Origin of the sequence: Paenibacillus glycanilyticus (assembly GCF_023715145.1) — a bacterium.
GTDB lineage: Bacteria > Bacillota > Bacilli > Paenibacillales > Paenibacillaceae > Pristimantibacillus > Pristimantibacillus glycanilyticus_A.
This window is the reverse complement of record NZ_JAMBNP010000011.1, coordinates 38,399-58,919: the sequence shown is the minus strand read 5'-3', so window position 1 is coordinate 58,919 and position 20,521 is coordinate 38,399. Positions and strand designations below refer to the sequence as shown.

The following is a 20,521-nucleotide window of genomic DNA, read 5'->3' as shown; positions in this document are numbered from 1 at the left end:
TTGCCGGTCGCTTTCCGTTATGCCGTTAATGCCGCAGCACTTGCTCCTGCCTGCGGAAATCGAGCGGGCTTTTGCCGGTTGTTTTTTTGAACGTGTTGCTAAAATAGGCGATATCGCTGTACCCCAGCCTTTCCGCAATCTCCGAGATGCGCAGCGAGGTGCGGGCGACCAGCATCTTGGCTTCCTCTAACCGCAGTCCCGCCACGTAATCCGTAAAGTTCCGCCCCGTATGCTGCTTAAAATATTGGCTTAAATAGCTGGCATTCATATGAACCTGCGCTGCTATTCCGTTCAGGCTGACATGGCCGGGACGCTCATGAATAAGCCGAAGCACCCGCTCCATAATCTCGCTTTGGCCTTCCTCCGAAGACGGAGCTGCCGGGCTCTGAGTCGCTTCCCTCTTCCGCTCCTGCTCCTTCATCCATTTGCCAAGCGTCCCGGCCAGCTCTTCGGCTTCAACCGGCTTCATCAAATAGTCGATAACCCCGCAGCGCAAGGCTTTGCGTGCCGCTTGAAAATCGTCATAGCCGCTTATGAACACAACCGACGGACTATCCTTTAAACCCGCTAGCCGCTCGATAAAAGAAACGCCGTCCATGACCGGCATCTTTACATCGGCCAGCACGATATCGGCCGTATGTCCCTGCAGCCAATCCAATGCCTCCAGACCATTCGTGCATTCCTGCACAATTTGAAAAGGCAGCCCGGTCTCCCGGAGCACCTCCCGCAGAACAACTCTTACCCAGCGCTCATCTTCTACCACTAATACGCTATACGGAGATTGCGTCATGGCGGTCTTCCTCCTTCAGCGGCAAAGTAATCGTAACGGTAGTTCCTTTCCCCGGTTTACTGGCGAGCCTTAATCCAAACCGTTCCCCGCATAAATGCATGATGCGGCGATGGACGTTAATGATGCCGATATGCGCGCCGACCGTAGACAGCTCCTTCTCCCGCAAATCCCGCTCGATATGCCGCAGATGATCCGGTTCTATGCCAGAGCCCGAATCTGCTACCGTAACCGTATATTCGGAGCCTTGTAAGGCGGCTGATAGCGTAATCGTCACTCTGGACGTGCCCGTTTCGGTGCCGTGGATGACGCAATTCTCCACAAGCGGCTGCAGCGAGAACTTTGGAATATACTGCTCCAGCGCTTCATCCGGCACATCCATCCGGTAATGCAGCTTCTCCTCGAAGCGGAATTTCTGAATATCCAAATACATCCCGCAGATAGCCAATTCTTCACGGAGCGTCACGACGGGAGAAGCATGCCCAAGGTTATAACGGAGCATCTTGGCGAGTGATGTAACCAGCTTGGAGATGTCCGTAATGCCTTGCTCCAGCGCCATTCCCCTGACCGTTTCCAGCGCATTGTACAGAAAGTGAGGATTCACCTGCGACTGGAGTACCTTCAGCTCCGATTCCTTCTGCCTAAGCGACAGATCGGCTTCCCGCAGCTTGGCGGTATAGACCTCCTTCATGAGCTGCTCCACCTTCTCGACCATCTGATTAAAGTCATTCGTCAGAATACCGATTTCGTCCTTGGACTCGACCTTTGCGCGCTCCGAGAAATTGCCGTCCTTCACCCGTTTCATGAAGAACTGCAGCTTGCGGATTGGAGCAACGATACTGGCCGCAAAGCCAACCGCCAGCAAATAGGCCATCACCAGCGTAAGGAGTACGGTAAGCCAAATCGTGCGCCCGATATAAGCGACGCCGCGGTTGAGCTCTTCATTCGGCATAATGGTTACCAGATGCCAGTTCAAATAGGAGGATCGGTTAAAGGTATAAAAAGGCCCTTTCCCGCTCTGGAAATACCCGTCATCCTGCTGCAGCATCCAGTCGGCGTAACGGAAATCCGCCTTTTGGCCAATCATGGATGGATCCGGATGATAGATGTACGATCCCTTCTCGTCCAGAATCGCCATATACCCCGAACGGCCAACCGTAACGTTATAGGCGATTTCCTGAATCCGCTTGAAGTTAATGTCCATGATCAGCATGCCGACAGGTTCCAGCGTCCTTGGATCGATAATGCGTTTGACGATAGAGATGACCGGTTCGGAATCATTCCCGTCCCGGCTGGAGAGGCGGCTGATCAGGCGGATATCGCCGTTCATCGGAACGGAGCTGTACCAGGATTCTTGTTCCAGCTCCCCGGCGTAACGCATATTCGTTTCTTCTCCCGTATCAAATATGGCTTTGTTCTCCATTAGCAGCGTAATGCGGGAGATGTCGGGCCGGGAATAAGCAACGTCCTTAAACAGCTGGATGATAGAAGGACGGGCATTCCGGAGCTCCTCCAGACTGCCCGTCATAACAATGCTCTTCATCTCAGGCTGATTCAGCAGCTTAATCGAATCAATCTCGAAATCGCGGATGTAGTACTCGATATGCGATTTCACCTGCTCGATAATTTGCCAGCTGCTGCGGCTGGCGGCATCCTTCAGACTCGCCGACGAGTTGCTGTAGGAGATCAAGCCAACAACGGTTAATGGCACAACCACCAGCATGGCCAGAAATACGAGCAGCTTAACCGACAGCGGCCGGTCCTTCAAATACATGATTTTATACAGCGCTTGCCCAAAGCGATAGGCTTGTTTGAGGCGCATAACCGATTCCCCCTGAATAGACGCGTCGCCAAATCGACTCTAGCAGAAGGAAACCGGAGGCAGCCTCGCTTCTCTATTATTCCGCTTTCTCGATCGCGTCCAGAATATCGCTGTAATCCGCGCGGTACTTCTCAATAACCGGCTTCACCGCTTCTCTCCAAGGCGCGAAGTCCGTTACTTCGGTAATGGTGACGCCGGCTGCCTTAATCTTCTCTTCCGACTGCTTCTCGAACCGGTCCCACTCTGCCCGCTGAGTCGCTACCGATTCTTGCGCGGCTTCGCTGATAATCTTCTTGTCCGCATCCGAAAGCTTATCCCAAGTGATCTTGCTGATCAAAAGCACTTCAGGTACGCGCTGATGCTGATCAAGAATGAGATTTTTGGCTTGCTGGTAATGGTTCGACGTATCATAGCTCGGGTAATTGTTCTCTGCCGCATCAATGATGCCGGTCTGCAAAGCGCCAAACACTTCGCCGTAAGCCATCGGAGTAGCGTTTGCTCCAAGCGCCTCCATCAGATCGATATTTACTTTATTTTGAATGACGCGCACCTTCAGCCCCTTCATATCCGCAATGCCGGCAAGAGGCTTCGTCGAATAGAAATTCCGGGCGCCGGAGCTGTAATACGCAAGTCCCTTCATGCGGGAGGATTCGAGACTGTCCAGCAGAGCCGAGCCTTTGTCGCTCTCGAGGAACTTCCACAGATGCTCGTCGCTATTGAAGATATAGGGCAAGCTGAATACTTCGTATTCCTTATTAAATCCGCCCATCGCTCCCGTGCTGACACGGGTAAGCTCAATGGCGCCAAGCTGAACCTGTTCAATGACGGCTTTCTCTTCGCCCAGCTGGGAGGCAGGGAAAACCTCGATTTTAATGCGGCCTCCGGACTTTTCATTCACCAGATCCGCAAACTTCCGGTCGCCAACTACCGTCGGATAACCTTCCGGATGCGTATCCGCAAGGCGGAACGTATATTTGGGCCCATCGGAGGCGCTGCCTCCCGAGTTAGAGCTGTCGATCGTTTCCTTCGTATTGGAACTGCAGCCGGCAAGCGTAACGGCAAGCAAAGATACGGCCAGGACGGATCTCCATTTCCCATTCATCATAACAAGATCGCTCCTCTATTTTTGAATTATACGATACGGCCTCCCTATTGGGAAAGCGCATACATTATTAAAACCTATTAAATCATTCCAATTGCGCACAGCCTATTGCACCAGATTGGGCAGCCACATGACGATTCCCGGAATATAGGTCAGTATGAGAAGGACGATGCATAACACGTAAAAAAACGGCATCATCGCTTTGGTCGCCTGCGAGATAGAGATGTTGCCGATTGCCGCGCCTACGAACAATACGGTACCAACCGGAGGCGTCAGCAGGCCGATGCCAAGGTTCAGCATCAGGATAATGCCGAAATGAACCGGGTCCATCCCGATAGACGTCACAACAGGCAGAAGAATTGGCGTCATAATCAGGATCAGCGGCGCCATATCCATAGGCGCGCCAAGCAGCAGCAGGACAATATTAATGATAAGCAGGATCAAAATCGGATTATCCGAGATCGCAAGCATCCAATCGGTAATCATGCCCGGCACCTGCAAATAGGCAAGCACCCAGCTGAACGCGGCGGAGGCCGCAATGAGGAACAAGACCATCGATACCGTCCGGAATGTTCTTTTTAGAATCACTGTCATTCGCTTGAGCGGGATATCTCTGTAAATAAAGAACGTGAGCACAAAGGCATAGAGGCAGGCGATTGCCCCGCTCTCCGTTGCCGTAAACCAACCCGTAAAGATGCCTCCCAATATAATAACCGCCGTAAGCAGCGACATGAAGCCATCGCGCAGAATTCGCGGGATATCCTTGCGGGAGACAGGATCGCCCTTCTCATACCCGCGCTTCACGGCAAAGACGTAGCTGGTTGCCATAAGCGAAATGCACATGAGAATGCCGGGCACAATTCCGGCAAGGAACAAGCTCGTAATGGAGATGCCTCCTCCGGCAGCAAGGGAATACAAGACCAGATTGTGACTCGGAGGAACAACGACGCCCTGGATGGCGGAGGATACCGTGACGCCAACCGAATAATCGGTATCGTAGCCCTTCTTCTTCATGGACGGAATCATAACTGAACCGATAGACGAGACATCCGCGATAGCTGAACCGGAAATATTGCCGAAGAACATGCAGGCCACGCAGTTCACCATAGCCAGCCCGCCGCGGATGCCTCCCACAAAGAGCTGAGCCAGATTAATGAGGCGCAGCGCCATTTTCCCCTCGCTCATGATCTGCCCGGCCAGAATAAAGAACGGAATCGTTAACAAGGAGTACGAGTTCATGCCCTGAATCATTGTCTGGCCAACCGTGGCAAGAGGCACCTTCAGGTACAGCAAAGTCAGAATCGAGGAGCCTGCCAGCCCAAGCGCGATCGGGAACCTGAGCAGGACGAACAGGATAAAGCTGCCCGCCAGAATGCATGTGGCAATTGCCGTGCTGTCCATTATTCATGCCCTCCTATCTGCCGGTGCCTTCTGGTGTCGATCCCGATTAATTGAAGAATGGCGTAGATGCAGACGAGCACTCCCGTAATCGGCATAACGAGGTACAGCAGACTGTTCGGCCAACCGGTCGCCGGAAGCTCTGATTCGCTCATCAGCTTCGTAAAGTCCCAGCCGTAATAAACGAGATAGACGCCAAAGGCAAAGATAGCTGCGCCAATCAATTTGTCCAGTACGAGGTTAACCGCCTTCGGCAGCTTGGAGGTAAACGAATCAATTCCCATATGCAGATGCTCCCGGAAGCCAAACGCGATGCCAAGAAACGAAAACCAGACCATCAGCAGCATCGTAATTTCTTCCGAGCTGTGAAATACAAAGCTGAACACCTTGCGGGTAAACACTTGCACCGTTACAATGATGATCATCGTTAAAAGGCCGATAAGCGTAATGGATTCCAGCAAGGTGTCTATCGCAAGCGCTATTTTTTTAAGCGTTTTCATTTATCCTCCCCCTACGGTTTATAAGGCACATGGCCTGCGCTTTTATTGTAGCGACTAGGCGCTTGAAGCCGTATTTGAGTAATTTTATGATTTTTTGTAGTTTTCTTAGTTTCTTCGGATCGGCACTGCCATGCCGCTGTAATGTGCGCTACACTGCACGTATAAGGCTGGATAAATTCGAGACTTGGGAGAGTGAACGGATATGAGCAACATCGGAGTATGGGAACAAGCGGAGCCTGGCGTTACCCGTTGTATCAAGCGGGCCGGCCAAAGCCTGATGATGATGGAGGTGCATTTCGATCCTGGGGCGGAAGGCTATGAGCACAGCCACCCGCATGAGCAGATGAGCTATTGCATGAAAGGACGAATCGCGTTCCGAATTGACGGCGTAGAGACGGTGCTCGAGGAGGGCGATACGATCTGCATTCCCAGCGAAGCAAGACATGGCGTGACCGCCCTGGAAGCCTCTGTGCTGCTTGATGTATTTACGCCCGTGCGCGAGGATTTGCTCAAGCGTTAGTCATGGAATGAGAGGGTGTCCGAAGTCGGGCACCCTCTTCTGCTTCTTGAGGACAAAATCTGCACAAGTCTCGTAAATTGCACAAAATCGAGCGAGAAGCCCGGCTTCATATAAGCTAAACTTGGGAGAGTTCGTATAGATCACGTTCCGATACGGGAGGAATTCGCTCATGAGACTGGAAACAATCAAGCTGGAGCATAGCAAACAAGCAGCCTTAACCGTCTATCTGCATGACATTATGGAGCTAAGAGATAAGCCGCGCCCTCTTATTCTGATTACGCCCGGCGGCGGGTACGGGATGGTGTCCGAGCGGGAAGCGGAGCCCATTGCCATCGCCTTCTACAATGCCGGCTACCATGCGGCTATTCTCCGATATTCCGTCGGGGAAGATGCCAGAGAGATGCAGCCGATGGTCGAAGCGTTAGAATCCATTCGAATATTGAGAGAGCATAGCGGGGAATGGCTGATTGCCCATGACAAAATCGCGGTCTGCGGCTTCTCGGCCGGCGGACATTTGGCGGCGGCAGCCGGCACGATGTGGAATGAACCGGCGCTTATGGAACGGCTGAGCTACACCGGAGATATTCTGAGGCCCAATGCGCTGATCCTCGGATATCCCGTAATCTCCTCAGGCGAATTCGCTCATCGGGGTTCGTTCTACAACCTGAGCGGCTCCCACGAGGACGATGAAGCGGCCCGCTTCTTTTCCATTGAGCAAAGAGTGGCGAGCGATACGCCTCCTACCTTCATTTGGCATACGGAGGATGATCCGGCCGTGACCGTCGAGAACGCCCTGCTTTTGATCAGCGCTCTGCGCAAAAACCAGGTCCCTTTCGAATGCCATATCTTTAATAAAGGGCAACATGGGCTGTCCATGTGCAACGATGAAGTACATACGCCTAATCCGCACTGCGCGCATTGGTTCGGCTTATGCGTCGAATGGCTGGACTCCATCGGGTTTGGTCTGGAATAAATATCGAAATTCGCTACAGCACGCAGAAGGGCTGCTTCCAATGCCATTGGCATAAGAAGCAGCCCTTTCCTATTGCCACAAAACCGTCAAACTCTTCTCATTGTGCATCACTGCCCAATGGGCAATAATATAATTATATACTCATTGCTCATTGGGCAATGAAAGTGAGGTGAAGGCACACGGCCGATGTACGATGAATAAGCAAAGCTTGCGTGATGTCAAACGGGAGGCGACGGCTAACGCACTCGCCGAAGCGGCATTCGATCTCGCCATGGAGCGCGGAATGGACAACTTTGTCGTGGAGGATGTTGTGCAGCGCGCGGGATATTCGAGAAGAACGTTCGCGAACCATTTCTCCTGCAAGGAAGAAGCAGTCGTGATGGGTGCATCTGCCTTCAATAATGTCGATGAAGTGCAGCAGCTGTTCGAGAGCCTGACGGAGAATTCTACCCCGCTTGAGGTAATGGAGCATCTGGTCCGGATGGAGCTTACCGCGGGATTGTTCCAAAAAACGCGTGAACTCGTTAAGCTGTCCAAGCAGCATCCAACCTTGGAGCCTTATATCCTGAGCGCTCTTCACAGTCATCAAGGGCTTGCCCAGCAATTACTGCTCGACTTATTTGAGGACCAATATGCGCAGGGCTACATCCAGCTGCTTGTTGGCGCTGCTTATGGCGCTGCCCTTCCGATGCTTTACGGCAGCAGCAACATCCGTTTTCCGGGTCAATCAAGCGAGGATTCGCCCGATTCCATCCCGTTAGATCAGTATTTGGATGACATGTTTGGTTATTTGAAAAAAGGTTTTTGATTCATCATCCCCTATATAAAAGGAGAGCCACACTGTTATGTCTACTTTCTTGTACAAAATAGGCAAGACCGCCTATAACAAGCCTTGGCATTTCATCATTGCCTGGATCGCCATTCTTGGCGTTGTTGGTGCCTTGATCGGCATTAACGGCATCCACACCAGCTCCGAGATGAAAATCAAAGGCACGGAAGCGCAAAAAGTATTGGACCAGCTGGCCAAAGAGCTGCCGGAGGCTTCCGGCGGTCAGGCAAGCGTCGTATTCACCGCTCCTCAAGGCGAACGGCTGGACACGCCGGAGCGAATCGCAGCCGTTACGAAAGCGATTAATGACGTGTACGGGATTGAATATGTCATCAATCCGATCGAAGCAGCTGCAGCAGCAGGCGCAACGGCAACGGATGCCGCTCAATCCGGCGCTGCTTCCGGCAGTGCCGCACAACAAGGCTCCGCGGAGTCGAACCAGGCGGCTCCTCCATATGGCCCTCTGATGGTAGACGGTAATCCGGTACCTGGCGTCATGATTTCCGCTGACGGCAACGTCGCTTTGTTCCAATTCCAATTCACCGTACAGCAGATGTCGCTGCCGCAAGAGGTCATCGACAATGTCGTTGAATCTGTAACGGCCGTTGAACAAGCCAACTTAGGCATCAAAGCATTGCCAAGCGACACGCTTGTTGGCAAGCCGGCTATCGGCGCAACCGAAGGAATCGGCATTGTCGTTGCCGCAGTCGTATTGTTTATTACGCTAGGCTCCGTTGTTGCAGCCGGTCTTCCGCTTATTACGGCCCTTCTGGGTGTAGGGATTAGCGTAGGCGGTGCTTACTCTCTCTCCAAATTTATTCCGATGACCGATATCACGCCGGCGCTTGCCATGATGGTTGGTCTTGCAGTCGGTATCGACTACTCCTTATTTATCGTGAACCGTCAACGCCGCATGATCCTGGATCAAGGCCTGAGCGCGCGGGAAGCGGCCAGCAGAGCGGTTGGCACGGCCGGCAGCGCGGTATTCTTCGCGGGTTTAACCGTTATTATCGCGTTATGCGGCATGGTCGTTATGAATATCGATTTCTTGACTGCCATGGCTCTTGTCGCGGCGGCGAGCGTCTTCATTAACGTCCTTGTAGCCTTGACGCTGCTGCCCGCATTGCTGGGCCTTGTTGGCGAGCGAATCTGCTCCGAGAAAGCACGCAAGAAAAATAAAGAACAAACGAATGTTGCCCGTCAAGGCACGGCTCATCGCTGGGCTAATGGGGTTGTAAGACGCCGCTGGCTCGTTATTCTGGGTGTTATCGTCGTCCTTGGCGCTGCCGCCATTCCGGCAGCCGACATGAAGCTGGGCATGCCTTCCGGCGATACGGCAAACCTCGATACGCCGGCCAGACAAAGCTTTGATGCCATCTCCGCCGGCTTCGGTAAAGGCTTTAACTCGCCGCTGCTTCTGGTTGCCGAGCCTGCAAACTCCTCGGACAAGGTCACGCCTGAACTTCTTGGCAAGCTTGTCCAGGATATCCAGCGGCATGACGATGTCGCGGTCGTTTCTCCAATGGGCATTAACCAAACCGGAGACATCGGCATAATCAGCGTTATTCCGAAGTCCGGGCCAACGGATGACGCAACGAAAAAGCTCGTTAAGGAGCTTCGCGATCATGACTCCAGTATTTCGCAAAGCAATAAAGTGACGCTTGGCGTAACCGGATTTACCGCAATTAACATCGATATGTCGGCGAAGCTGGCCGAGGTGTTCCCGATCTACATCGGCATCATCCTCATCCTGTCGCTGATCATTCTGCTTCTCGTCTTCCGGTCGATTATCGTACCGGTCAAAGCGACAATTGGCTTCCTGCTTAGTATTCAGGCTACCTTCGGCATTACAACGGCGGTCTTCCAATGGGGCTGGCTGCATGACCTGTTTGGCTTCGATACCGGCGGTCCGCTTCTGAGCTTTATGCCGATTATGGTATCCGGCATTCTGTACGGTCTCGCGATGGACTATCAGGTATTCTTGGTCAGCTCCATGCGCGAAGCTTACGTACACGGACATAAAGGATCCTCGAGCGTTATCGACGGATACAAGCAAGCGAGCCGCGTCGTTGTAGCAGCAGCCGTGATCATGGTATCCGTCTTCGCCGGCTTTATCCTGACCGAGGATATTATGCTCAAGCAAATCGGCTTCGCTCTCACCATCGGCATACTGATCGACGCTTTCTTCGTTCGCATGGCGCTTGTTCCGGCGATTATGGCCGTCTTTGGCGACAAAGCCTGGGGCATGCCGAGATGGCTTGACCGCATTCTGCCGAACCTGGACGTGGAAGGCGACAAGCTGATTGCCGAGCTTAACAAGTCTACGCATCAGAAGGATAACAAGGTCAAGGCTAAACCAAGCCGAGCGCATTAAAAGTATAAATACAAAAGGAAAGGACCACTGTTGTCAGTAGTCCTTTCCTTTTCTTGTCTATAACTCTTTTTTACAATCCGCGATTGTAATCATAATCAATAGCCTTCAGAAACGCGCGGGCGAGAACGGCATGCCCCGACATCGTTGGATGCACACGGTCCCAAGCGAGAGTTGCCGGATAAATATGGTCAAGTACCCGGTTAAACGCAGCTTGCGTATCCACAAACCGAGCATCGTACTTGGCTGCCAGCTTGCGGACAACTTCACCGTACCGATCCATCGCTCTGCGCATCGGATCCGCTTCATTTGGTTCAATATAGAATGGAGTCATTAACACAAGCCCTTGCAGCTGCGGCCTTGTACGCTCTACCAGCGCCTCCAGCTTGGCTTCATATTCCTCCAGATAGACATGCTGCTCGGTTTGAGCCGGCAAATCATATTGCCTCCACACATCGTTAGTGCCGATCATAATAGACAGCCAATCCGGCTCCAGATCCAGCACATCCGTCTGCCAGCGGTCCGTCAAATCCCGAACGTTATTGCCGCTTGTCCCCATGTTCACCACGCGAATGCCAAGCTCCGGATAAGCCGCCGTCAGCAACGCGTCCACAAGCGAAACATAACCCTTCCCGTTAGCTCCAAACAGCCCTTCTCCTCTAGGTCTAGCCCGTTCGCAGTCCGTAATGGAATCCCCGATCATAACCAGCTTCGACTTTTGCCCCAACAACATTGATTGTTCCTCCCCTGTCATTAAACATCCCGGATAATTAGGCAGCAATTGAATTCATTCATGCTCAAATCCAAGTTTAATGGCAGGTCCTGCCTTTTTCAATCTAGCTCAGCGGAAAAGCTTCGCTCTTCGACACGTAAATCATCTCTGCCGGATAGAAGGAACGGAAATACGTCTCCACTCTCTCATGAATATCGCTGCGGTACCAATCCGCAAGATCATGATCATCAAACAGCTGCGGCATCCCTAACCGCTTCGACCTTTTCCCCATGGAGCCGTCTCCGATATTTAACGTATCGATCCAGATCCGGTCCGCAATTCCTTCCAAGGCCTTCGGAAAATCAGGCGTAAACGGGAGCACCGGCGATATGGCGGCCTGCGTCATAATTCCGGCATCATGAACATCCCGTAAGGCTTTCAGTCGCATCTTGATGCCCGGCGCGTACGGAGCAAACAGCTGCTTCATATCCTCGCGGTCCGTCTCTACCGTCATCGATACCAGCACCTCGCATTTATCCTTCAGCTGCACGATAAGGTCCAGATCCTTCAGGATAAGCGGGCTTCGCGTCTGAATCTGCAGCAAATCGGGCGGTGACTCCAGCATTTCCTCCAGAAGCCGCCGGGTAATCCCCGCTTCCCGTTCAATGGGCTGATAGGGATCCGTTGCCGAAGACATAAAGATGTTAATCGGCTTATTCTTCCGGCGAAGCTTAATTGCTTCCTTCCGGTAAATATCCGCCGCATTCCTCTTGATGTCCACCCATTCTCCCCAAGGAATCTGCTTAAACTTCTGTATCGGCATTTCTCTGACATAGCAATATTTACACGCGAACGCGCAACCGCTATACGGGTTCAGGGAATGGGTAAAGCCTATATCTAAATAACCTTTTGCTTCGCTAAGGATCGTCTTGGATTGGATATCTCTAACTTCAACAAGCATCTTCATTCCCTCCGCTCAAAAAGATAGGAACATTTGTTCTTATATTATACGCAAAGCGAATCTAATATTCAAACAAAAAGATTCCGCGGAATAATTGAACGGAGAATTCAACGAACGCAGCTTAATGCGTTTCGCCCGGCAAAGTAACGGAAGCTACCGTGCCCGAAGGGGTGGAATGAATTGTCAATTCCCCTCCCATATCAATGATGATTTGCTTGGAAATAAACAGACCGAGGCCATTACCGGTCAGCTTCGTCGTGAAAAACGGCGTAAAGAGCTTTTCCATCACTTCGGCTGAAATGCCGGGTCCGGAATCCTGCACAAAGATGGTCACGGATTCATGGTCTTCTCTTAAGCCCAAGACCAGCCTGCCTCCGGTTTCCATCGCTTCAATGCTATTTTTGCAGAGATTAAGAATGACCTGCTTTAACAGCGACATATTCGCTTTAACCGATTTTCCCGGAGCGATTCCGCAGGTGTCCAAATGAATGTTCTTCATATTCGTATCCACCTGGATGAGCGGAAGGATATCGTTCATTAGTCTAGTCATGTCTAAATGTTCCATACTGCTCTCTTTGGGCTTCCGAAGCCATAGCATCTCACTGACCAGCTCATTGATCCGGGACAGCTCGGTCAGAATCAGGTCCACGTATTCCTGCTCTTTGTCAATGCCGTTTCTCTTCAGCGCTTCTCCCAAGAGCTGAACAAACCCTCTAATCCCGGTCAGAGGATTGCGGATTTCATGCGCCACCCCGACGGCCAGCTCGCCAAGCGCGGCGTTCATCTCCGATAAGCGCAGCATCTTCTCCATGTTTTTGCGTTCGGATATATCTACGGCAGTTGCGATGATTCCCGTAATGCGGCCCTGGTTGTTGTAATAGGGGGTCAGCGTCTTAAATAGACTTCTTCCGTAGATCTCGGTTTCAAAGTTGATCGTTTCGCCCTGCAGAATTTGATCGTAATATTTCCCCTCCTTCTCATAGAGATGGGGGAAAATCTCCCGTACCGTTTTGCCATAGCTGTTAGCGGTCGTATATCCGATCTCCTCTGCCATCTTCCCTTCCGCCAGAACGTAATAGAGCTCTCCGTCTTCTCTCATCTTCATTTGCACGACAAAGCCGTTCACCAAACGGATAGTCTGCAGCAGCTCTTCCTTCATCTCTTCGTATTTGTTTCTTTCGATAGCCTTAATGAGCGTAATGTCCCTTCCGGCAATGAGAATGCAAGGCCTATCCAGGATATGTACAAGCTCAAGATTCAGCAGGCAGGTTATGATCTTGTTAGTCTTATCCTTGACGTCAACCTCCAGATCCTGAATGACTGCTCCGTCCAGCAACGCGGATGTAATCTTCTCTCTATGGTCCTTATTTGTCCAGATTCCTAAGTCAAAGACATCCAGATCGAAGAGCTCATCGTCACCGTAACCCAACCGTTGAAAAACCGAATCGTTCGCATAAATAAATTCGCCATCCTGGAAAGTTGTAATGCAGATAAATTCGGATTTCATATTTAGAATGCGATTCAGCATCAACTGAGTCAGCTCACTGTTTTTATTCACAAAAAGCTCGTGTTTAAAGCGATCTCTAAGTGACAAGATGGTTTCCTCCTACGTTTCCGATCTATATTTATATAGTAGTGATTATACACTTCTACTTGAAAATGGAATAGCGGAAAACAAATTTATCTGACAGATAAGGCGGGCGGCGCAAACAAAATAAGCCGGCTCCGGCAGTTGCCGAAACCAGCTTATTCAAGCGTTATGAGTGCAAGAATCAAATGTACGAAGTCATAAATTTATAGTGTTCCCCAAATCGTTCTCAGCTGGTTGAGACCCTGCTGCACGGCAAACCGGCAAGGCTCCAGACCTTCGAACTCGACGGAGATATAACCGTCATAGCCGGATTGCTTCACGATGCCCAGCACGCGCCGCATATCGATATCGCCATGACCTACGATAGCCCCCCGCAAGTAATTGCCGTGGGAGGAACGGAACCATCCCTCTCCCAGCTTGCTTTCGGGATGGCGCACATAGAAATCTTTAATATGTACCATGGAAGCGTAAGCGATGTTATTGGAGACACCGGCCGCCGAATCCTCGTCCACGCAAAGGAAGTTGCCTACGTCCACGGTTGTTCTGAAATTGCCTCGGTCCGTGGCATGAATGAGAGCCTGTACACGATCGCTTGCTTGGAGGAAATAGCCATGATTCTCAACGGTTGTTATAATACCCTTCGTTGCCGCGTAATCCGTAATCCGGCGGCAAGCCTCCGCTAGCTTTGGCAGTTCGTTATTGAAATGACCAATTGACGTATCCGGTGACGAAGCCACATCGTGACGCATCAACCCTACGCCAAGCTTCGCCGCGATGTCCACTTCCCGCTTAACGCGTTCGATCTCCTGCTCGTATTCCTCTTCGCTCTTGTCGGCAAAGTTTGCGCCAATCAGGTAATTCGAGATATCAATGCCGACCTCATCGGCTTTGCGGCGAATATCTTCGATCAGCCCCGGATTATCGGTCAAATTGAAGCCAAGCGGAACAATCTCCACATGCTCGCCGCCAATGGCCGCAATGGTAGCAATGACATCAAGAACGTCCATTTCCCCGGACTGCAATGCTTGATAATAGCTATAAGTACTGACTCCAAACTTCATAGCTGAATCTCCCTCCCAGTATGGCTGACTCCTTAATGGAAATATCTATTAAATAATAGCACGATTAAATAGCCACTTCACTAGGAAACGTCCAATCCGTTAATTGGCTTCCTCCGGTATATGCACGCCGCTTCCGCTCCCGAGTCTCCCGCCGCTAAGCAATAAAGCTTTTGCAGCCCGCTGCAGGCTCGTTTCTTCCTTGTAATCTTCTGGCTTCGCCATTAACCGATAGAATATTCTTTGCTCCGCTTGCCTTGATTCTTCGTCGACTTCATACGTATGGAATAGCCGTTGAAATCTCAGAATGTTGGATTCCGCCTTCAACACCTTATCGAGACCGGGGTACAGCAGCCATGAACTGCAAATATATACCGGAGGGATTCCCCGAAAGAACGTCCGGGCTAATTGCAAAGAATGGGACACCTCATGCGGCGTCAAAGACTCCCCTTCCGGAATGTGAATATTCAGCACCAGCTGATGCTTTTCCACCGAACGATTCCCTGCCCTTAAGCTCTCTCCCTCAAAAGCCATGGGTTGAAACTGCAGTCGTCCCAGACGAAATAACCGGAGCCTGACATGCTCCTGAAGCCAGTTGTACTCTTCAATGCCATGTTCGCCGAAATCTCGGTGGCAGGCTTCGCTCCAAATCCGGATATCCGTGAACGTATCGAAATAAATGCGATCCTCAATTCCCCGCATCCGGTATTCTTCATACGCATCCACGGCAAATCTCGCGAATAGATAAAGCAGCTTTTGCCTATATCCCGCTTCTCCCGTCACCTGACGGAAGAACGAATGGCGGTCCGTTTGAAAATGCTGCTTCAGCCTCTCATATTCCCCTTCTTCCATTCGGAAATCAAATAGAATTCGGCTGGCTTCCTCTCCTAATCGTATTCCTTCGCAAAGCTCCCTTAATTGCATAAAATCATTGCTCCTCCATAGTCATAAGCTATTCTTAAACTCTTGCGGCGTCATTCCGTATTGCGATTTAAACAGCTTAATGAAATACTGCGGCTTCTGATAGCCAACCTCATGTGCGATTTGACTGATTCTCAAATCCTTGTGCTTCAGCAGTTGAAGCGCCTTCTCCATTCGCAGGCGAAGCACGTAGTTGGAGAAATTCTCTCCCGCCTCCTGCTTAAACAGGTTTGATACATATACGGGATGCAGATTGACATGGTCGGCCACCGTTTGAAGGGTTATATCGATTAGATGGTCTTGTATAAACCGGCGGATCCGCTCCATTAAGTCAGACCGTATATGATCCGAACGCCTGTCGCTGTATGCTTTGATTTGCACATAGCTGCCGAAGGCCCATTCCTTCAACGGATCCACGCTCCAGCTGGCATCAATCTTCAGCATCTTCTCGATGTCTCTTCCAAACACTTCTAAGATCCGCTTGCCTTTCTTGTGCAAATAATAGGAGTACGCCTGCAGCAGCGTGACGTAGATTTCAAGCCCGTATTCCCGGGCTCCGCTGCCCGCGCCTTCGAGCTCATCGAATATCCGGCTAAGCTTCGTCTCAAATGCCGTCCACTGCTCGAAATCTATTAATTCCATAAAGGTTTGGGAACGATAAAGCTCCGCAAGCGGCTGAATATCGAATGCTTCTTTCTTTTGCGTCACATGGAAAAAGCTTTCCGTCTGATAGCCAATGTAGTCGGTATAAATCGATAGAGCAGAGTGATACATGGGCTGTATGTCTTTCGGCAACGCTCCCCAGTTACTTAATACGATCGAAACCTTCGACTTTAAATATAATTTGATTTGATGCTGGGAGAGCCTGGCTAGATCTTCAATGGCAGCAGAGCTGTCTTTGCCGGACGGCTCCAGTTGATTGGATTGGACCAGGAATATCAAGTAATCATGCGAATCCTTGCAATACATCACATGAAATCTATCCGCAAAAACCTCTTCCACAATGTTAAACATGGCGTATTCGATTAGAGAGAGACTATAAAGATCCTTATTCGAATAGTCCTCCTCCACTCGCATGCATAAGAGGATGGCCTCCCTTTCAACAGAAAAGGGAAGTCCGTATAAACCGATCTTATCCTCCAAATCAGATAGTGGGTGATTCTTGCCGGAGATCAGGTCAAACAAGAGCATTTCTCTTAATTTGGGCAAGCTTTCCCGGAAACGGTATACAAATTTCTGCTGATTTAAGAGCTCGTTGCCTTCTTCCGTAATTCTCTCAATGATATTGCGAAGAGTCTGTTCCAGCTCCTCGTTCGATACCGGCTTCAATAAATAATCGCAGACCTGCTGTTGAAGGGCTTCTCTCGCATATTGAAATTCATCATAGCCGGTTATGATTACCGCCTTTGTGTTCTTCCATTTCTCGTTGATGCGGGCAATTAATTCGAGTCCGGTCATTCCGTTCATATGGATGTCCGTTACCACGATATCAACCGAACGGTAATTTAACAGCTCCAGCGCCTCTTCGCCGGAATAGGCTTTGTAGACATGGGAGACCCCCATTTGCTCCCACGGAAGTCCAATCGCCAGGCTGTCAACCAAGTGCGTGTGATCGTCCACGATTAATATTTCGTACATGCTTATACACCTTCCTTATCGCTCCAGCTTAACTGTGCGCAAAGCCCGCCTAACTTCGATTGGCTAAGCTGCAGGCCCGAGTCGCCGCCGTACATTAACCGCAGACGTTGATGGACATTTTTCAGCCCCGATTCAATCTCTTCGCCGCTCGAATAAATCTTCTTCCGGATAGACTCGAGCATGGAATAATCCATTCCGCTGCCCGTATCTTCTACGGCTACATGGTGCACTCCATCTTCGCTCCAGCACTTTATTTGAATCATTCCGTATTCGGATTGCTGATTAAACGAATGAAGGATTACATTCTCAACAAGCGGCTGTACGATTAATCTGGGAACCTCAAGATTCTCCATCTGCGGCTCGATCTCGATATGAAATTCAAAGTCGTCTCTCAGCATGCAATGAATCTCCAGATAGAAATGGATCAAGTCCAGTTCCTCTCTTAACCGCACCATCTTATTTCCCGTCTTGGTCGTATACCGGTAATACTTGCTCAAATTCATGGTCATTGAAATAGCGGCATGCTGTTCATTTAGTTCAATCATGCTTTTAATATAAGCAAGCGTGTTGTAGAGAAAATGCGGGTTAATCTGCGATTGCAGCTGCTTTAGCGTCGCATCCTTCGACCGAAGCTGTTCTTTATATACATCGACAATCAGCTCCTCTATTTTTGACGCCATGGAGTTAAATCGGTCATACAAAAACCGGTACTCCCCTTTGGGCTTGTCTACCATCCTTACGGAATAAATGCCTTTCTCGATTAAATTCATGTTGCGGATCATTTTCCGGAACGGAATCTGAATATTGCGATACATCACAAAGGCAAGATACGCCCCCATAAACAAAAGCATGCCGCTTATGACGTAAAACATGGTCTGGTTCCGGCTGATTGGCGCCATGATATTGCTGATGGGTACGTAGTCAACCAGATACCAGCCCAAAGACTCCAGCTTTTGATAATGAACCTGAAACTTCGTCTTGTCGGATTGAAGCAGCATGTACCCGCTTTCCGTCGAAGGATCAATCTCCTTAAGCCGGGGGAGAAATTCGTCAATCTGCTTCACGTTAACCGAATAATTATAGATAGGAGCTGACCCGGGATGGTACAGGAACGGATCTCCCGAGCCATTGGCTTTGAATTCGGATAAAGCGCTTCGCAGCGCGGCCACGCCGAACTTCAGCACGACTCTCATGTGCGCCTCGCCCGTCTCCGCCGAGTTCTCGGGATAAGATAAGATGCCCATGAAATAATCCTCGCTCGGATCGGAGTAGTATTGCCAAAAGGTATCCTGCAAGGGAAGTTCCTTTGGAAGCGCATTCAAGCTGGAGTTGCTCTTGATGACGATTCCGGTCCTAGGATAAAGCACGGCGATCACGGCTTTCCAATCGCCATAACCGGCCAGACGATTTATTTCTTCCGAGACGGTTCGGTTAATTCTGTATTTGTCCAAGACGTCGTCCAGCAAATCGGGATAAGCTAAATTTCGCACATCCGTGCTTTCGTACAGCATTTTCTTATAGGTATCCAGCCGGAAAAACAATTGATCCAGCTGGTTGGCAAACGTTTCAATCTGATAGCGCTTTACCTTAATAATTTCGTCGGTCAATACCTCCGTGCTTGTTCGGTTCGACACGGCAAACAGAAGCATGATCGGAATAAGCAAAATCAGCAAAGTAGCTATCAACTTGGTAAAGATATTGAACCTGCTCATGATCAATCGTCCTCTCAGCTGCGGGCTTGGAGTTGAAATTCCGAGAATTGCTTTTTCAGTTCGGCAAAAACAATGTCAAAGCCCGCCTTCTTGAGAGCTGCGAGGGCATCTTCATAATATTGATCGTAGCTGGCCAGTCCAAAATTGATCGGCTCGAATTTTTCCTTATAGACCGCCATGACTTGCGCGATCTCGTTCTTGACGGAGGCCTCGTTGAAATGAAACCCGAATAGCTTGGAGATGCGGGAATTCTCGTCATTGGCAAGCATATCATCGATAATGTTATCTTCTACGCTGGCAGGCGCGATGAAATAGTCCTTGTTCCGCCACATCCATTCGTACATCAGCTGGTCATTGGTCAATTGCTTGATTTTACCGTTGTCCAGTTCATAATCCTTACCCTCTACCCCATAAATAATAAAGTTATAATTTTCTTTGCTTTGCAGAATCCAATTCATGAACATCATGGCGCGTTCAGGGTTTTGCGAGGCGGATGTAATCATAAAGGCTTCATTGCTTGGGGTCGTAATGTACTTCGGCTTGTCCTTTGCCAGATAATATTCGCGAAGCCTCGCATTCGGATCGGCATTCCGAGCCGTCTGCAGATTTTCCATCGCTCGGGATACCGCGCCTACGCGGAATAGAAGCTTGCCCGCATTCTCCTGATCAATCTTCGCCGCCGGATTGCCGACAAGGTCCTTGTTAATAATCCCCTTGTTGACCCATGACTCGCGCAGCTGAGCTACTTTCTTATATAAATCGGATTCCACGTAGCTGAGCATCTCTCCCGAGTCCTCATCCACCATAAATAACATTCTCTCATCCAGGGATGAATAGTTACGATCCGTCAATTCGCGCCACAGCAATTCATGCCCGCGATCCGTTTCCAAGTAACCGTAGTAGCTTGAATCTATCGCCTGCATCTTTTGATAGAATTTTTCCAAGTCGGCTATCGTCTTGATGTCTGTCATGTCGACCTTCTCCAGCAAGTCCTGGCGGACCATAACCGAAGAGAATTTCCCGGCGGACGTAAAGGCTTGGGACGGAATCGCCCAAAGCTTCCCTTCGATCCGGTTCTGCTTGAAATTATCATCGGGGATATGTTTAATCAGATCGGGTCCGTATTTGTCCAGAAGCTCGTCTAACGGTTGAATATAACCTTTGCTGTAATAGACGGAGACGAATGGCGCGCCATACCAGAACAAATCGTAATCTTCTCCGGTGGATAAGGCGAGCTCCAGCTTTTGCTGGTAATTCGACCATGGGATATATGTCAATTCAAGATTCATATTCAAATCTTTCTTTAATCTCTCGTTTAGTTCGTTCTCAACGAAGTCACCCATGCGCGCCGACTGGTCGCCAGGCATAATCACCTTCAAGGTGACAAATGATTCAGGCGCGTCTTTTCCCGTGTTGTTCGCTGCATCGGCGTTATGGGAGCCTTTCGGATTGGATAAGCCCGGGCTGATATAGTGGCTGAACAGGATATACGCAAGAGATAGGGACAGTATCGCAACCGTACCGATAACAATAGGCTTCATCTTATAACGCTCCCTCTTTACCATAGAGACTCAATGCTAGTCTACACTAATTCTAATAGCGTGAATATGATTACCGTCATAGAAC

Annotated in this window: 17 protein-coding genes; 4 read left to right on the top strand and 13 right to left on the bottom strand. The window is 50.2% G+C overall.

Annotated features, from left to right (window positions below; all coding sequences use genetic code 11):
* Window positions 1–25 precede the first annotated feature (25 nt).
* The 5 genes from M3194_RS24255 to M3194_RS24235 form a co-directional block, all read right to left on the bottom strand.
* The gene (locus tag M3194_RS24255; RefSeq protein ID WP_251656675.1) at window positions 26–790 is read right to left on the bottom strand and encodes a response regulator transcription factor; all 765 of its coding nucleotides are present in this window, start codon (window positions 788–790) and stop codon (window positions 26–28) included.
* Entirely contained in the window at window positions 771–2,609 is a 1,839-nt protein-coding gene (locus M3194_RS24250; protein ID WP_251656674.1) for a sensor histidine kinase, read from the bottom strand. The genes M3194_RS24255 and M3194_RS24250 overlap by 20 nt, the downstream gene beginning before the upstream one ends.
* 76 nt (window positions 2,610–2,685) lie before the next feature.
* Entirely contained in the window at window positions 2,686–3,714 is a 1,029-nt protein-coding gene (locus tag M3194_RS24245) for a TRAP transporter substrate-binding protein (protein ID WP_251656673.1), read from the bottom strand.
* A gap of 102 nt (window positions 3,715–3,816) precedes the next feature.
* Window positions 3,817–5,112, bottom strand: a complete 1,296-nt coding sequence (locus tag M3194_RS24240) for a TRAP transporter large permease (protein ID WP_251656672.1) — start codon at window positions 5,110–5,112, stop codon at window positions 3,817–3,819.
* Window positions 5,112–5,609, bottom strand: a complete 498-nt coding sequence (locus tag M3194_RS24235) for a TRAP transporter small permease (RefSeq protein ID WP_251656671.1) — start codon at window positions 5,607–5,609, stop codon at window positions 5,112–5,114. The genes M3194_RS24240 and M3194_RS24235 overlap by 1 nt, the downstream gene beginning before the upstream one ends.
* A 202-nt stretch (window positions 5,610–5,811) precedes the next feature.
* Here M3194_RS24235 and M3194_RS24230 point away from each other — a divergent pair, with 202 nt between their 5' ends.
* The 4 genes from M3194_RS24230 (at window position 5,812) to M3194_RS24215 (ending at window position 10,305) form a co-directional block, all read left to right on the top strand.
* On the top strand, window positions 5,812–6,129 hold the full coding sequence (locus M3194_RS24230) for a cupin domain-containing protein (RefSeq protein WP_251656670.1): 318 nt from the start codon (window positions 5,812–5,814) through the stop codon (window positions 6,127–6,129).
* A 169-nt stretch (window positions 6,130–6,298) separates the two neighbouring features.
* Entirely contained in the window at window positions 6,299–7,102 is an 804-nt protein-coding gene (locus tag M3194_RS24225; RefSeq protein WP_251656669.1) for an alpha/beta hydrolase, read from the top strand.
* Window positions 7,103–7,295: 193 nt separating this feature from the next.
* Window positions 7,296–7,910, top strand: coding sequence for a TetR/AcrR family transcriptional regulator (locus M3194_RS24220; protein ID WP_251656668.1), 615 nt, complete (start codon window positions 7,296–7,298; stop codon window positions 7,908–7,910).
* Window positions 7,911–7,947: 37 nt separating this feature from the next.
* Window positions 7,948–10,305, top strand: a complete 2,358-nt coding sequence (locus M3194_RS24215) for an MMPL family transporter (protein ID WP_251656667.1) — start codon at window positions 7,948–7,950, stop codon at window positions 10,303–10,305.
* A 70-nt stretch (window positions 10,306–10,375) separates the two neighbouring features.
* On the opposite strand, the gene M3194_RS24210 is transcribed toward M3194_RS24215, so the two are convergent.
* The 8 genes from M3194_RS24210 to M3194_RS24175 form a co-directional block, all read right to left on the bottom strand.
* A complete protein-coding gene (locus M3194_RS24210) occupies window positions 10,376–11,035 on the bottom strand; it encodes an SGNH/GDSL hydrolase family protein (protein WP_251656666.1) in 660 nt (219 codons plus the stop codon).
* Window positions 11,036–11,138: 103 nt separating this feature from the next.
* Window positions 11,139–11,975, bottom strand: a complete 837-nt coding sequence (locus M3194_RS24205; protein WP_251656665.1) for an SPL family radical SAM protein — start codon at window positions 11,973–11,975, stop codon at window positions 11,139–11,141.
* 121 nt (window positions 11,976–12,096) lie between these two features.
* Window positions 12,097–13,569 (bottom strand): PAS domain-containing sensor histidine kinase, encoded by a 1,473-nt coding sequence (locus tag M3194_RS24200; protein WP_251656664.1) that lies wholly within the window; start codon window positions 13,567–13,569, stop codon window positions 12,097–12,099.
* 200 nt (window positions 13,570–13,769) lie between these two features.
* A complete protein-coding gene (locus tag M3194_RS24195; protein WP_251656663.1) occupies window positions 13,770–14,627 on the bottom strand; it encodes a sugar phosphate isomerase/epimerase family protein in 858 nt (285 codons plus the stop codon).
* 99 nt (window positions 14,628–14,726) lie between these two features.
* Window positions 14,727–15,548 carry an acyltransferase domain-containing protein gene (locus M3194_RS24190; protein ID WP_251656662.1) on the bottom strand — a complete coding sequence of 274 codons (822 nt, stop codon included), beginning with the start codon at window positions 15,546–15,548 and terminating at the stop codon, window positions 14,727–14,729.
* 21 nt (window positions 15,549–15,569) lie between these two features.
* Window positions 15,570–17,183, bottom strand: coding sequence for a response regulator transcription factor (locus M3194_RS24185; protein ID WP_251656661.1), 1,614 nt, complete (start codon window positions 17,181–17,183; stop codon window positions 15,570–15,572).
* A 2-nt stretch (window positions 17,184–17,185) separates the two neighbouring features.
* Window positions 17,186–18,895: a sensor histidine kinase gene (locus M3194_RS24180; RefSeq protein WP_251656660.1), complete on the bottom strand. Its 1,710-nt coding sequence runs from the start codon at window positions 18,893–18,895 to the stop codon at window positions 17,186–17,188.
* A 14-nt stretch (window positions 18,896–18,909) separates the two neighbouring features.
* A complete protein-coding gene (locus M3194_RS24175) occupies window positions 18,910–20,436 on the bottom strand; it encodes an ABC transporter substrate-binding protein (RefSeq protein ID WP_251656659.1) in 1,527 nt (508 codons plus the stop codon).
* Between the last annotated feature and the right edge of the window lie 85 nt (window positions 20,437–20,521).

Coding starts and splice junctions, on each gene's coding strand:
- M3194_RS24255 (WP_251656675.1), bottom strand. CDS start 790: ATGACGCAATCTCCGTATAGCGTATTAGTGGTAGAAGATGAGCGCTGG.
- M3194_RS24250 (WP_251656674.1), bottom strand. CDS start 2,609: ATGCGCCTCAAACAAGCCTATCGCTTTGGGCAAGCGCTGTATAAAATC.
- M3194_RS24245 (WP_251656673.1), bottom strand. CDS start 3,714: ATGATGAATGGGAAATGGAGATCCGTCCTGGCCGTATCTTTGCTTGCC.
- M3194_RS24240 (WP_251656672.1), bottom strand. CDS start 5,112: ATGGACAGCACGGCAATTGCCACATGCATTCTGGCGGGCAGCTTTATC.
- M3194_RS24235 (WP_251656671.1), bottom strand. CDS start 5,609: ATGAAAACGCTTAAAAAAATAGCGCTTGCGATAGACACCTTGCTGGAA.
- M3194_RS24230 (WP_251656670.1), top strand. CDS start 5,812: ATGAGCAACATCGGAGTATGGGAACAAGCGGAGCCTGGCGTTACCCGT.
- M3194_RS24225 (WP_251656669.1), top strand. CDS start 6,299: ATGAGACTGGAAACAATCAAGCTGGAGCATAGCAAACAAGCAGCCTTA.
- M3194_RS24220 (WP_251656668.1), top strand. CDS start 7,296: ATGAATAAGCAAAGCTTGCGTGATGTCAAACGGGAGGCGACGGCTAAC.
- M3194_RS24215 (WP_251656667.1), top strand. CDS start 7,948: ATGTCTACTTTCTTGTACAAAATAGGCAAGACCGCCTATAACAAGCCT.
- M3194_RS24210 (WP_251656666.1), bottom strand. CDS start 11,035: ATGTTGTTGGGGCAAAAGTCGAAGCTGGTTATGATCGGGGATTCCATT.
- M3194_RS24205 (WP_251656665.1), bottom strand. CDS start 11,975: ATGCTTGTTGAAGTTAGAGATATCCAATCCAAGACGATCCTTAGCGAA.
- M3194_RS24195 (WP_251656663.1), bottom strand. CDS start 14,627: ATGAAGTTTGGAGTCAGTACTTATAGCTATTATCAAGCATTGCAGTCC.
- M3194_RS24190 (WP_251656662.1), bottom strand. CDS start 15,548: ATGCAATTAAGGGAGCTTTGCGAAGGAATACGATTAGGAGAGGAAGCC.
- M3194_RS24185 (WP_251656661.1), bottom strand. CDS start 17,183: ATGTACGAAATATTAATCGTGGACGATCACACGCACTTGGTTGACAGC.
- M3194_RS24180 (WP_251656660.1), bottom strand. CDS start 18,895: ATGAGCAGGTTCAATATCTTTACCAAGTTGATAGCTACTTTGCTGATT.
- M3194_RS24175 (WP_251656659.1), bottom strand. CDS start 20,436: ATGAAGCCTATTGTTATCGGTACGGTTGCGATACTGTCCCTATCTCTT.